This window comes from Ruminococcus sp. YRD2003 (genome assembly GCA_900109435.1).
GTDB classification, from domain to species: domain Bacteria; phylum Bacillota; class Clostridia; order Oscillospirales; family Ruminococcaceae; genus Ruminococcus; species Ruminococcus flavefaciens_G.
Genome location: FNZT01000009.1, coordinates 53,095 through 66,165 on the forward strand (window position 1 = coordinate 53,095; position 13,071 = coordinate 66,165).

The 13,071-nt window shown below is 52.7% G+C and carries 11 protein-coding genes; 7 read left to right on the forward strand and 4 right to left on the reverse strand.

The window, feature by feature from the left end; translation table 11 throughout:
• Positions 1–182 precede the first annotated feature (182 nt).
• From BMX22_RS08395 to pfkA, 7 genes are all read left to right on the forward strand, one after another.
• Positions 183–1,367, forward strand: coding sequence for a putative glycoside hydrolase (locus BMX22_RS08395; protein WP_074742027.1), 1,185 nt, complete (start codon positions 183–185; stop codon positions 1,365–1,367).
• A 60-nt stretch (positions 1,368–1,427) separates the two neighbouring features.
• Positions 1,428–2,387, forward strand: coding sequence for an HPr(Ser) kinase/phosphatase (gene hprK / locus BMX22_RS08400; protein WP_074742028.1), 960 nt, complete (start codon positions 1,428–1,430; stop codon positions 2,385–2,387).
• Positions 2,388–2,404: 17 nt separating this feature from the next.
• On the forward strand, positions 2,405–3,310 hold the full coding sequence (gene murB, locus BMX22_RS08405) for a UDP-N-acetylmuramate dehydrogenase (RefSeq protein ID WP_074742029.1): 906 nt from the start codon (positions 2,405–2,407) through the stop codon (positions 3,308–3,310).
• Positions 3,311–3,327: 17 nt separating this feature from the next.
• A complete protein-coding gene (rapZ, locus tag BMX22_RS08410; RefSeq protein ID WP_074742030.1) occupies positions 3,328–4,200 on the forward strand; it encodes an RNase adapter RapZ in 873 nt (290 codons plus the stop codon).
• Positions 4,201–4,251: 51 nt separating this feature from the next.
• Positions 4,252–5,166, forward strand: coding sequence for a DNA-binding protein WhiA (whiA, locus tag BMX22_RS08415; protein WP_074742031.1), 915 nt, complete (start codon positions 4,252–4,254; stop codon positions 5,164–5,166).
• Positions 5,156–8,560 carry a DNA polymerase III subunit alpha gene (locus tag BMX22_RS08420; RefSeq protein WP_074742032.1) on the forward strand — a complete coding sequence of 1,135 codons (3,405 nt, stop codon included), beginning with the start codon at positions 5,156–5,158 and terminating at the stop codon, positions 8,558–8,560. The genes whiA and BMX22_RS08420 overlap by 11 nt, the downstream gene beginning before the upstream one ends.
• A gap of 153 nt (positions 8,561–8,713) precedes the next feature.
• Positions 8,714–9,676, forward strand: a complete 963-nt coding sequence (gene pfkA / locus BMX22_RS08425; protein ID WP_074742033.1) for a 6-phosphofructokinase — start codon at positions 8,714–8,716, stop codon at positions 9,674–9,676.
• Positions 9,677–9,987: 311 nt separating this feature from the next.
• Here pfkA and BMX22_RS08430 read toward each other — a convergent pair whose 3' ends face one another.
• From BMX22_RS08430 to BMX22_RS08440, 4 genes are all read right to left on the reverse strand, one after another.
• Entirely contained in the window at positions 9,988–11,625 is a 1,638-nt protein-coding gene (locus tag BMX22_RS08430) for a recombinase family protein (protein WP_074742034.1), read from the reverse strand.
• 97 nt (positions 11,626–11,722) lie between these two features.
• A complete protein-coding gene (locus BMX22_RS16445; protein WP_177172996.1) occupies positions 11,723–11,884 on the reverse strand; it encodes a hypothetical protein in 162 nt (53 codons plus the stop codon).
• A gap of 34 nt (positions 11,885–11,918) precedes the next feature.
• Complete coding sequence (locus tag BMX22_RS08435) at positions 11,919–12,266, reverse strand: hypothetical protein (RefSeq protein WP_074742035.1); 348 nt, start codon at positions 12,264–12,266, stop codon at positions 11,919–11,921.
• A 315-nt stretch (positions 12,267–12,581) separates the two neighbouring features.
• Positions 12,582–13,019, reverse strand: a complete 438-nt coding sequence (locus BMX22_RS08440; RefSeq protein ID WP_074742036.1) for a hypothetical protein — start codon at positions 13,017–13,019, stop codon at positions 12,582–12,584.
• Positions 13,020–13,071 lie beyond the last annotated feature (52 nt).

Sequence of the window (13,071 nt, forward strand, 5' to 3'; positions counted from 1 at the left end):
TGTACGGAGCGCTGCTCCTTCTCCGCGTGCCATACCGTTATGGCGTCGAGATGCTGTATGCAGCGGGGAGCCCCCGCGGGCGGCAGGACACTGTTCCTCTTCCCGATTCCGAATTTAAAGACGCGTGTGCGTAAAAAGAAAGAAAAATCAGCATTATTATCATTACCTATGGAGAACAAAAGATGAAAAGGAAACACAAAGGAAGGAAAATCTACAAGACCAAAGAAAAAAATTACTACGGCAAAAGCCCTGTCGGCAAGGCGCTCTCAGCTGCTCTGACCGTGCTGCTCATCGGCGGTATCGGCTTCATCGGCTACAGCGTCGCCGAGCCTATCATCAACTACACTCAGCACAGGGGCGACAAACCCGTTCAGGAGACTACTGCCTCCGATACGACGGGGGAGGACTCTACCGAGGATGCTTCCTCCGCTGAGGGTGAGATAAAGGCTCCCGAGAAGTTTCAGGCGGCAGGTCTCGTGCCGTCGGATATGGTGAGCGCCGCTGCTTTGCAGACTGCGCTCAGTGCCGTGCCTCAGAATGCGGGCGTTGAGTTCGTGGAGGTGCCGCTTAAAGCGAGAGGCGGTAAGATCTATTACGCAACGGACTCGCAGGAGGCTAAGACCTGCGGGGCTGTCAGCTCGGCACTGTCACTCGCGGATATCATCGCGGCTATCGAGCAGTACGGATTCAAGCCCGCTGCGGAGATCAGCGCTTTCTATGACAATCAGCTCCCCGCGAAATACCCGTCGGCAGGCTATGTCACCGCAGATGACGGGTCGCAGTGGGTAGATGATGACCCGAAGAACGGCGGCGTTCCGTGGATCGCTCCTGACTCTGAGGAGGCGCTGAACTATGTCGCGTCTGTTATTGATGACGCGGCTGCGGCGGGATTCGAGAGGATAGTTGTCACCGATATCATGTATCCCTATTTCAGAGATTCCGACCTCGCGCTGCTCGACGAGCAGTACGGCAGGACCGACCGCTTCCTCGCGCTGACTTCGGCGGCTAACCTCTTCTACGAGAGGTCTGTATCGGGCGGGGCTTCGATGTATGTCGGGGTGTCTGCTGCGGATATGCTCAGGGGGAACTGCGACGTTTTGCAGCCGAAGCTGCTGTCTGCAAATACGGTCGTGCTCAATGTCGATGTCGACGAGCTGAAAAAAGGGGTGTCGGACGGCAAGATGCTCTACGAATTCGAGGGCTCGCCTGCCGAAATAACCGATAAATGCCTGAAATTCCTCAGCGACAGGCTGACGGGATTCAATGTGACAGTAAGGATAAGCGGCTCGGGCGCTACCGCCGAGGAGCTTATCGCTGCTAAGGAAAAAACAGCCGCATACGGGTACGCCTCGTTCGTTATCGGCTGATGGGGAGCGGCTCGCGCCGCGGTAAAAACTGACCGAGATTTCGGAGAACGGAGAAAAACTATGGCAGAAAACTTTACGGTATCTTTGCAGAAGATAATCGACGAATACCAGCTCGAAGTGATACACACTCACAAAAATCCCGAGGAGATACTCATAAGCGAGAACGACGTGAACCGTCCAGGATTACAGCTCATGGGGTTCTACGAATACTTCAACCCCGAGCGTATACAGATAATCGGCAAGATGGAGTTTGCGTACCTCTCGACAATCGACGAGAAAACAAGACGCGAACGCCTTCAGCTCCTCTTCGCTCAGAGGCTGCCTGCGCTCATTATCACGCGTGAGCTCCCTTACTTCGCGGAGATGCTCGAGCTCGCGAAGGAGTATGAGGTGCCCCTCCTCAGAAGCAAGGAGAGCACGTCTAACTTTATGTCGGGACTCATCGCTTTCCTCAACCTCAACCTCGCGCCAAGAGTTACCCGCCACGGCGTTCTCATCGAAATATACGGCGAGGGTGTCTTCATCACGGGCGAGAGCGGCGTCGGCAAGAGCGAGACCGCTATCGAGCTCGTAAAGCGCGGACACAGACTTGTTGCCGACGATGCGGTGGAGATACGAAAGGTGTCGAATATCAGCCTCGTGGGCAGCTCGCCCGACAATATCCGCCACTTCCTTGAGCTCCGCGGTATCGGTATCATTAATGCACGCCGCCTCTTCGGTATCGGTGCCGTTAAGATGACCGAGAAGCTCGACCTCGTTGTTGAACTCGAACAGTGGAACTCAGAAAAAGTGTACGACCGAATGGGCGTGGATACGGAGTATGTCAGCCTGCTCGGCGTAAAGATACCGTCTCTGACGATACCCGTCAAGCCCGGACGTAACCTCGCGGTCATTCTTGAGGTCGCGGCTATGAACAACAGACAGAAGAAAATGGGCTACAATGCCGCGCAGGAGCTGCTCCACAGGCTCGGCATGGAATCGGACCCAAAGGAAACTGTCAAAAATTATGAATCATTCTGATTTGGTTTGGTGATAATATGGTCAATATTAGCGAACTCTCAGCCTTCTGCGATAAGCTCGGCTGTAAGATAACGCCCGAATGCTCGCTCAAGGAGTTCACGACTTTCCGCATCGGCGGGCCGTGCAGGGCGCTCATCAGCATAAATTCCGCCCACTCGGCGGCGGAACTTCTGAGATACTTAAAGGCGAACGAGGTGCGCTACGGCGTGCTCGGACGCGGCAGCAACATCATAGTCTCCGATGAGGGCTTCGACGGCGTCATCCTCCTCATCGGCAGCGACTTCGCGGGGATCACCGTCGAGGACGATACCATTAAATGTCAGGCAGGTGCTCTGCTCGCTTCTGCCTGCGTTCACGCTCAGCAGCACGGTCTCACGGGTATGGAGAACCTGTTCGGTATCCCCGGGACTGTCGGCGGCGCGCTCTTCATGAATGCGGGCGCTTACGGCAGCGAGATGAAGGACGTTGTGGCCTCCGCCCAGTATATCGACGAGAACTGCAATATCTGCAATATCTCCGCCGAGGATATGGACCTCTCTTACAGGCACAGCGCTTTCTCACAGAGAAGCTGCATCATCACCTCTGTGACTATGAAGCTCACAAAGGGTGAGCCCGCCGCGATAAAGGCGGCTATGACCGAGTGTATGCAGAAGAGAAGCTCAAAGCAGCCCCTCGAATACCCGAGCGCGGGCAGCACCTTCAAGCGCCCCGAGGGCAGCTATGCCTCCCTCCTCATCGACCAGTGCGGACTGAAGGGGATGAGCCGCGGCGGCGCTCAGGTCAGCGAGAAGCACAGCGGCTTCGTCATCAATAAGGGCGATGCAACGTGCAGCGATGTTCTCGAACTATGCGAGGACATAAAAAAGATAGTTTTTGATAAGACAGGCTTCAGGCTCGAGCTCGAGCCTGTGATACTCAGATAAGCACTTAGGAGCACCATATGGATCTTTTGATTGTTACAGGGATGTCGGGCTCGGGTAAATCGAGCGTTATGGACGTCATGGAGGATATCGGCTATTACTGCATCGACAATATCCCCCCAAAACTTATTCAGCAGTTCGTCGACCTCTGCCGCAAGTCGGATTCGGGTATCGACAGGATAGCTGTTGCCGTCGATATCAGGACAGGCGATATGTTCGCCGAGATATTCCGCGCGTGGCAGGAACTCAAGACAGAGCCAGATGTCACCGTGAGAGTCCTCTTCATCGAGGCGGACGACGAAGTCCTCATCAAGCGCTACAAGGAGACCCGCCGCAAGCACCCGCTCGACGAGAAGTTCAACGGCAACCTCCACGAGGCGATACAGTATGAGCGGAATCAGCTCTCGCAGCTCAGGGAGGTCGCTGACTATTACATAGAAACTTCGGGCTTTTCGGCTGCTCAGCTCAAGGAGCAGGTCAAGTCGATATTCCTCGAGCATTCCTCCGATTCGCTCATTATCAAAGTCATGTCCTTCGGATTCAAGTACGGCGTTTCTACGGAGTCCGACCTTGTGTTCGATGTGAGATGCCTGCCGAATCCTTACTACGTCAAGGAGCTGAAAAATCATACGGGCATCGAGAGCTGCGTGCAGGACTACGTTATGGGCTTTGAACAGTCGCAGAAGCTCTTTGAGAAGCTGACTGACCTGATAGATTTCCTTATCCCGATGTATGTTCAGGAGGGCAAGAGCCAGCTCGTTATCGCTTTCGGCTGCACGGGCGGAAAGCACCGCTCTATCACCTTCGCGGAGTATATGGCGAAGCACCTCGTAAATAAGAATTACAAGGTGCAGAAGTACCACCGCGATATCACCAAAGACCGTAAATTCTGAGTATTGTCCGCATACTTCGGTGTGCGGACATATTTTGAGTGGAGAAAAACTATGTCATTTTCAAACGAAGTCAGAAAAGAGATATGCTCGGATATAACCGACAAGGACAGGCGTTTTGCCTGCCTGTACGGGATGCTGCTCTTCTGCCGCCACCTCGGCTCGGAGCGCATCTCGTTCCAGAGCAAGAGCCGAGTTTCTGCCGATGAGTTCGCGGAGCTGTTCCGCAGAGTGTTCGGCAGAGAGCTCGACTGTCGGCTCTCCGAGAGCACCAGCGGCAAGACCCTCTATATCTACGACATCACCGAGCCCGAACTCATCAGCGAGGTTTTCGCGAAGTACAGATTCTCCGACGGGACACGCGCCTTCGACGATGAGCTCGTTTCAACGTCGAGCCTCGGGGTGTTCACTGCGGGCGTTTTTCTGTCCTGCGGCAGCGTCAATGACCCCGAGAAGGAGTATCACCTCGAATTCAGCGTGCCCTATGAGCCGCTCGCAGAGGTGCTCGTCACACTGCTCGGCGATATAGGTGTGAATGCGCGCACTACGCACAGACGCGGTCAGAACGTAGTCTATATCAAGGGCAGCGAGTCCATCGAGGATACGCTCACCTTCATCGGTGCGCAGCAGTGTACGCTCGAGCTGATGAATGTGAAAATATACAAGGACGTCCGCAACAAGGCCAACCGCATCGCCAACTGCGATACCGCCAACATCGACAAGGTCGTCGCAGCTGCCATGAAACAGCAGGAGGATATCCGCCTCATAGCTTCGACGGTCGGGCTCGACAGCCTCTCCGAAGAGCTGCGGGAGGTCGCGGAGCTGCGCCTCGATAATTCGGGCATGAGCCTCAGTGAGATAGGCGCTTCGCTCTCGGAGCCGATAAGCCGCTCGGGGGTGAACCACCGCTTCAAGAAGCTCGCAAGGTTAGCCGATGAGATAAGAAACGGAGGCAGCTTTGAAAAGTGACAGCTTCGTAAATCTTCACGTTCACACGCAGTACAGCCTCCTCGACGGTGCGTGCCGCATAAGCAGGCTCGTTGAGCGCGTAAAGGAGCTCGGGCAGACTGCCGTCGCCATTACCGACCACGGTAATATGTACGGCGCCGCGGAGTTCTGGAAAACTGCGAAAAATGCAGGGATAAAGCCGATAATCGGCTGCGAGGTCTACGTCGCGCCGAGGACGCGCTTCGACCGCGAGCCTAAGCTCGATGTGCGTCCGTATCATCTTATCCTGCTCTGTGAGAACAACCTTGGCTACCGAAACCTCGTAAAGCTCGTGTCTGCGGGCTTTATCGAGGGGTTCTACAACCGCCCGCGCGTCGACCTCGAGCTCCTGAAAAAATACCACGAGGGGCTCATCTGCCTGTCTGCCTGCCTCATCGGTGAGGTGCCGCGGCTGCTCGCGGACGGGCAGTACACCGCCGCAAAGGCTAAGGCTCTCGAGTACCGCGATATTTTCGGCGAGGGCAACTACTTCATCGAGGTGCAGGACCACGGTATCCGCGAGGAGAAAAGACTCCTGCCGCAGCTGTACAGGCTGTCTGCTGAGACGGGCATACCCCTCGCGGCGACTAACGACTGCCACTACCTCGCGAGGGAGGACGCGGAGCTGCAGAATGTCCTCCTGTGCATTCAGACGGGCAAGCTTCTCGGAGAGCCGACAGGCCTCAATTTCGAGACGGATGAGTTCTTCGTCAAGTCCGCTGACGAGATGGCGGAGCTCTTCCGCGGACATGAGGAGGCGGTCACGAATACTGCCCTCATCGCCGAGCGCTGCAACGTGGATATGGACTTCGACAGTGCAATCAAAATTCCGCATTTCGAGGTGGAGGGAGTGTCCGACAACGACGCTTACCTCCGCGACCTCAGCTTTGAGGGACTGTATAAAAGGTACGGTCAGAATGTGGCGGGGAGCATCGTAAAACGGCTGGAATACGAGCTTTCCGTAATCACCGAGAAGCACTTCACCGACTACTTCCTCATCGTGTGGGACTTCATACGGTTCGCTCGCGAGAACGATATCCCAGTGGGCCCAGGGCGAGGCTCGGGTGCAGGCAGTCTCGTCGCCTACTGCATCGGCATCACGGGCATTGACCCCGTCAAGTTCGACCTCATGTTCGAGCGCTTCCTCAACCCCGAGCGCGTGAGTATGCCCGACTTCGATATCGACTTCTGTATCGAGGGCAGACAGCGCGTTAAAGATTATGTTGTGCAGAAATACGGCGCTGACAAGGTCTCGGAGATAATCGCCTTCGATACGCTCAAGGCTAAGGCTGCGGTTCGCGATATCGCGCGTGTGCTCGGTCTGCCGTATCAGGTGGGGGACAGGGTCGCAAAGCTCATCGACCCCAAAGGCGACCTCAGCTTCTCGCTCCGTGAGAACCCCGATCTGGCGCTGCTGTACCGCTCCGACAGCTCGGTGAAGCGGCTCATCGACCTCGCGCTGAAGCTCGAGGGTATGCCGAGGCATACCTCCACGCACGCGGCGGGCGTCGTGATATCGGCTGTCAGACTCGACGACCTCGTGCCGCTCCAACGCAACGACAACACGATAACCACGCAGTATACCATGGAGTACCTTGAAGCGCTCGGTCTGCTGAAAATGGACTTCCTCGGTCTGCGCAACCTCACGATAATACGCGACGCCGTGCGAGAGATACACCGCAAGCGCCCCGACTTCGATATCAGCCGTATCCCTACCGATGACGCGGCTGTCTACGCGATGCTGTCAAGGGGCGATACTGCGGGCGTTTTCCAGTTCGAGAGCTCGGGTATGACCCAGAAGCTGATAGATCTTCAGCCCGAGAGACTGGAGGACCTCATCGTTGTACTGTCGCTGTACAGACCAGGTCCGATGAAGTCGATACCCGTTTACATCGAAAACAAGAAGAATCCTGCGAATATACGCTATATCCACCCGCTTCTGAAGGATATCCTCGGCGATACCTACGGCGTTATGGTCTATCAGGAACAGGTGATGGAGATATGCCGCAGACTCGCGGGGTACTCCTACGGGCACGCCGATATCGTGCGCCGCGCTATGGCAAAAAAGAAGCACGACGTCATGCTCAGCGAGCGCGAGAGCTTCGTCAGCGGCGCTCGGTCGAACGGCGTCTCTGCCGAGGAGGCAAATGCCATTTTCGACGAGATGGTCAGCTTTGCTTCGTATGCGTTCAATAAATCCCACGCGGCGGCTTATGCCTATCTCGCGTATCAGACAGCCTATCTGAAGTGCCACTTCCGCGGCGTTTATATGGCGGCGCTCATGTCGAGCGTCATGGGCAATACAGGAAAGCTCGCGGAGTATATCAGCGACTGCAAAAGCGCAGGGACGGAGGTGATGTGTCCGCACGTGAACCAAAGTATGCGAGGTTTCACCTACGCCTGCGGCAAGATGTACTTCGGGCTCATCGCTGTCAAGAATATCGGCGGAGGGCTCGCGGACAGGATAATCAGCGACCGCGAGGCGAACGGGGATTTCCGCAGCTTGCAGGATTTCTGCGAGCGTATCGGAGGGCGGGAGCTCAACAGGAAAGCCCTCGAGAACCTCATCAAGGCGGGTGCCTTCGACGGGCTCGGGCTCAACCGCAGACAGATGCTCGACTGCTATGATATGCTCCTCGATATGGCGGGCAGCGGAAACAGGGGCGTCATCGACGGGCAGCTCGACCTGTTCGGTTCTGCGGATACCGAGAGCCTCAATGTTAAGATACCATTCAAGCCCGAATTCGAGCGGAAAAAGCTGCTCGCTATGGAAAAAGAGGCGGCGGGGATGTACCTCAGCGGCGACCCCGTTTCGGAGTATGAGCACCTTGCACTCCTGCTGAGGACGGCTAAGACCTTCGATATTGCGTGCGGCTCCTATAAGGACGGCGATAACGTGCGGATGCTCTGTATCGTGCAGGAGAGAAAGCTCCATGTCACGCGAAACGGCAGCAAAATGAGCTTTCTCGTGCTCTCAGACGATATGGGTGAGCTCGAGGCAGTCGTTTTCCCCGACCTCTTCGCGGCGGCGGGAGCTGTGCTCACCGAGGGGAGTATCCTGTTTATCAGCGGCAGGGTCTCGCAGAAGGACGACAGCTACTCCCTCATCTGCGAGAGCCTTGTCCCAGAGGACGGATTCGCGGGTATGGTCGGCAGGATGAGGCTCTGCATAAAGGTTCGCTCGGACGAGAGCCCCATGGACAGGCTCGCGGGGATATGTGCGAAATATCGCGGCGAGACCGAGGTCTGCTTCTACCTCACCGACGTCAAAAAAACTGTCCGCCCGAAACAGCCGCTGACTCTCGAAGTCACTGCGGACAGCTTCGCGGAGCTCGCAGAGGCTTTTTCGAGAGAGAATATCGGGCTTATCAGGTGATATGACGCGGATGTGTATATTATTTTTTTATATTTGTTGTAATTCTACTTGACAATATCACTGAAAAGCGGTAAAATATATTTGTATGGAATTTAAGCTGCGGACTCTCAGCCCGCGGATATTATACGCAATGTGCGGAATGGAGAATGATTTATGATCAAGACAATCGGCGTACTTACGAGCGGCGGCGACGCTCCCGGTATGAATGCTGCTGTAAGAGCAGTTGTAAGAACAGCTCTCAGCAAGGGCATGGAAGTTTACGGTATCCGCAGAGGTTATGCAGGTCTCATATCCGGCGATATCTTCAAAATGGACGAGAGAAGTGTTTCCGATATAATCCACAGAGGCGGTACTGTCCTCTATACGGCAAGATGTCCCGAATTCAGAACTATGGAAGGCGTCAAGAAGGCTAAGGAAAAGTGCGATGAGCTCGGCATCGAGGGTCTCGTTGTCATCGGCGGCGACGGCTCATTCAGAGGCGCGGCCGATCTCTCTTCTTTAGGCGTGCTCTGTATCGGTATCCCCGGTACTATCGACAACGATATCGCCTGCACAGACTATACTATAGGCTTTGATACCGCTATGAACACCGCTATGGAGCTCGTGGACAAGCTGAGAGATACTTCTCAGTCACATGACCGCTGCTCCGTTGTTGAGGTCATGGGCAGAGGCGCAGGTCACATCGCTGTAAATACAGGTATCGCCTGCGGTGCTACCGATATAATCACCAAGGAAGTTCCCTACGATATCGACGCTATTGCCAAGACTATGCTCGAGAAAAAGGCAAAGGGCAAGAAGAATTTCGTTGTTATCGTTGCCGAGGGCATCGGCCACTCGCAGGAGATAGCTACGATGATACAGGAAAAGACACACATCGAGACAAGAGCTACTATCCTCGGTCACGTTCAGAGAGGCGGAAACCCCACTCTCAGAGACAGAGTTGAGGCTACAAGAATGGGCTACTACGCTGTTGAGCTCCTTGAACAGGGCATCGGCAACCGCGTTGTCGGCATCAAGGACAACAAGCTCGTTGACTATGACATCCAGGAAGCTCTCTCGATGACTAAGGAATACGACGAGAAGCTCCACCACATCGCCGAGCAGATCGCTTTCTGAGTTATACATAAAAAAACCGCCATTCATAAGGGCTGTACGCATACAGAAGCAATACGGGACATATATCGGGGGAAACCTTTCTGAAGAAAGGTTCTCCCCCGAACCCCTTTCCAAAGACTTTTAGTCCAAATTTTGCCCCTATGGGGTACTCTCATTGAAAAGAAAGACTAACTCTTTTCATATCAGGAGAGTACCCCATAGGGGCAAAATTTAAATTGAAAGTTTTAGGAAGGGAGTTTTGCTCACGTTCCTTAACGAACAATTAATATGTATGGTATCTCCGAGGGATATTCTCTCGGAGATTTTCGTTGTTAAAGTATCAGTATATCGCCGTTTTCGCTCATCACTCTGTCGATAGCTATCGCCTTGTCAGCCGAGAATGTGAAGTAAATCTCAATATGATTGCCACAAGTCCTTGAATGCTTGACAGCCTTTTCGTAGACCTCAATGCGCCAAATGAAGGTTTTCAGTATCTCAGGAGTGAGCCTGCGTATCTCCGTGTACTGCTTGGCGTTGTTGATGAACTCCTTGACACGCTTTTCGCGTGCTCTCGTTTCGTCAAGCTGTGAATCAATAGTGCTGAGCTTGGCTTTCAGCTCGGACTGCTCCTTTTCGAAGTTGGCGGAGAGGATATCATAACGCCCGTCGGTAATCTTACCGTTCGACCTGTCCAAATAGAGAAGTTGTATCGCATTGTCGAGCTGAGCTATCTTAGTCTCGTACTCAGTTCGGAGCTTTTCATTCTCCTTGAGCTGCTTTTTCGCTTCAGCTTCTCCGTTAGCCATTGCCATAGCGTAGAACTCATCGGACTTGTCACGTGCGTAGCTGACTACCTGTCTCAGATAGCGCAGCACAATACTATCGAGCACCTTTTCCCTTATATAATGTGCGGTGCAGTCTGTAACTCTGCTCTGATATCCGCCGCACATATAATTATTCTTCTTCGGGTCGAGCGTTCGAGCTCGGTGAAGATACAGTTTAGAGCCGCACTCTGCACAGTAAAGATAGCCAGCGTACTTGTCCGTTTCACCGAACTTGTCCGACTTCTTTCTTCCTTCGTAGTGTTTCTGCACGGTGTCGAACAGCTTTCGGCTGATTATAGCTTCGTGTGTGTTCTCGAATATGAGCATATTCTCAGGCTCGTTCCTAAGTGTCTTTTTCAGCTTGTAGGACTTGGTGTAGGTACTGAAATTGACGGTGTCACCACAGTAGATTCGATTCTTTAACATCTCCCTGACCGTTTTCAGCGACCAGCGGTACGGTGAGCTTGTTTTCTGCTTGCCCGATTTTCGCGCTGCATAAGCACTCGGAGTAAGCACTTCCTCAGCTGTAAGTGTGTCGCATATTTTGCGGACGCCTTTGCCCTCTGCGCTCATTTCAAAGATACGTTTTACTATCGGCGCGGTTTCGGGATTTGGTATCAGCTTCTTGTTTTCATCCTTCATGTAACCATAGGGGGTAGTCGTTCCGACACGCTCTCCGCGTTCACCTTTGGCTCGCTGTACAGCCCTGATTTTCTTACTTGTGTCGCGAGCGTACATATCATTGAACAGGTTTTTTATACCTGACATCTCGTTGATACCATTGGCACTGTCCACGTTGTCAGTAACTGCAATGAAGCGAACATCGTAGGCAGGAAACACCAACTCCATGAGCCTGTCAGTCTCTAAGTGGTCGCGTCCAAGTCTCGACTGGTCTTTCACTATAACAGTTCCGACTATCCCGTTCTCCACATCACTGAGCATATGAACATACTCGGGACGGGTGTTATCGGTGCCGCTGTACCCATCGTCGATGTAGTATTGACAGTTGCGGAAGCCATTCTTTTCGGCGTAGTCTCTCAGCATAAGTCTTTGATTTTCAATTGACAGCGACTCGCCTGCACGCATATCTTCCTGACTGAGACGGCAGTACAGCGCTGTTATCTGTTCCGTGTTTGATCCTCTCATGCAAACCTCCTGTTCCGAACGCATTCGTTCTGGAATCAAACCGAATAGGATACACACACAGTATATCACCACTCGGCTCGAAAGTCCAGAACTTTTTTCAGCTTATTTTCTCACCGTTTATGAGGTGCTTTATCTTATCTGCGACTGTTTCGTGTTCACTTTCCGGAGACATGAACACGAGACTTACTTCAAATTTCTGACCGTCGACAACCATTGTTTTGTCAACAAACTGTATTTCTTCATGTTTATTCTCTTTCATTTGAACTCCTTTCATGTCACACGATTTCCAATTCTTAATTATCGTAAATATACGCTCTGACGCCAGTCACTCCTTCCGAAATATAGCCCTTATCATGGCTCTTTTCAAATTTTGACCCCACACTTTTTCTCCATTTCTCATTTTGCCCCCAATTTTCAATTTCTGCAAGTTCCGATATTTCGGCGGGCACTGCCCGTCCGAGGTGAATTGGCTGGCGTTTTGACGCCAGCCTTTTTCCTGCAAACTGAAAAAGGGGCTCGGGTTCTCCCGTTTTCAGCGGCAGGCGGAATGCCGTTTGCGATGCTTGCCTTCCCAGAAGGGAAGACTTTTTGTCACCGCCGCCACTTTTTCTCTGCCAATAGTATTTGAGTGGTATCCACACACTCGCTCCACGTTGCACGACAATCGCTTTTGTTGGTGGAGGTGTGATAACTACCCAATTTCTGAATTGACAGCAAACAAGGTGCTTTCTGCGCTTGTTTAATTACAACTATCAAGTGATATATACCTTCCTTCTCTGTATTAAGTATATATTATCTTGTATTCTTAATATATAAGCGTATGACGCAGTGACACGGCCCCTATGACAATTCACCTTTCTAAATGCATACTCTAAGATTTTACTATCAAACTACCAAGCGCTGTCAAAGCACGTGATACAGAGCTTTTCCGGCGTTAGCAATTTAATATCGCTGAACTAACAACTATCAGTTTTGCTATCAGCGGAAATGAAGATATATCTGCATTTAGACGCTCTTGGTAGCAAGTTAGCAAATATTATGGTGGAGTTCCTGATGTCAGCATTTTCATCACCTCCTGAGCAAACAAAAAAGCGCACAGCAGTCCGTGACGAACCGCTGTGCGCTTTATATTTAATTTTTGACAAAACAAAAAGGCAGAGCAACGCCTTTGATGTTACTCTGCCTTCTCTTAACTTATATTTGGGCATAGCTATCCGTGCCATGCATATTATTCCAAAAACAAAACTGCATTTCATCTGCAAAAGGGCATAGTTAGCCCGTGAAATGCTGACTATCCCGTCGATAGTCCTGTACCCCCGCGGAGGTACCTTATCATGACTATGCGCCATGACGTTTTCCTCATTCCGAGGCTTCTGATATTCTCCTGCAAGCATACGCCTGCACCCTCCGAAGCCGGGAACACATCAGCCGAAGGTCGGCCTCAAC

Coding starts and splice junctions, on each gene's coding strand:
- whiA (WP_074742031.1), top strand. CDS start 4,252: ATGTCATTTTCAAACGAAGTCAGAAAAGAGATATGCTCGGATATAACC.
- rapZ (WP_074742030.1), top strand. CDS start 3,328: ATGGATCTTTTGATTGTTACAGGGATGTCGGGCTCGGGTAAATCGAGC.
- BMX22_RS08395 (WP_074742027.1), top strand. CDS start 183: ATGAAAAGGAAACACAAAGGAAGGAAAATCTACAAGACCAAAGAAAAA.
- BMX22_RS08440 (WP_074742036.1), bottom strand. CDS start 13,019: ATGCTTGCAGGAGAATATCAGAAGCCTCGGAATGAGGAAAACGTCATG.
- BMX22_RS08430 (WP_074742034.1), bottom strand. CDS start 11,625: ATGAGAGGATCAAACACGGAACAGATAACAGCGCTGTACTGCCGTCTC.
- pfkA (WP_074742033.1), top strand. CDS start 8,714: ATGATCAAGACAATCGGCGTACTTACGAGCGGCGGCGACGCTCCCGGT.
- hprK (WP_074742028.1), top strand. CDS start 1,428: ATGGCAGAAAACTTTACGGTATCTTTGCAGAAGATAATCGACGAATAC.
- murB (WP_074742029.1), top strand. CDS start 2,405: ATGGTCAATATTAGCGAACTCTCAGCCTTCTGCGATAAGCTCGGCTGT.
- BMX22_RS16445 (WP_177172996.1), bottom strand. CDS start 11,884: ATGAAAGAGAATAAACATGAAGAAATACAGTTTGTTGACAAAACAATG.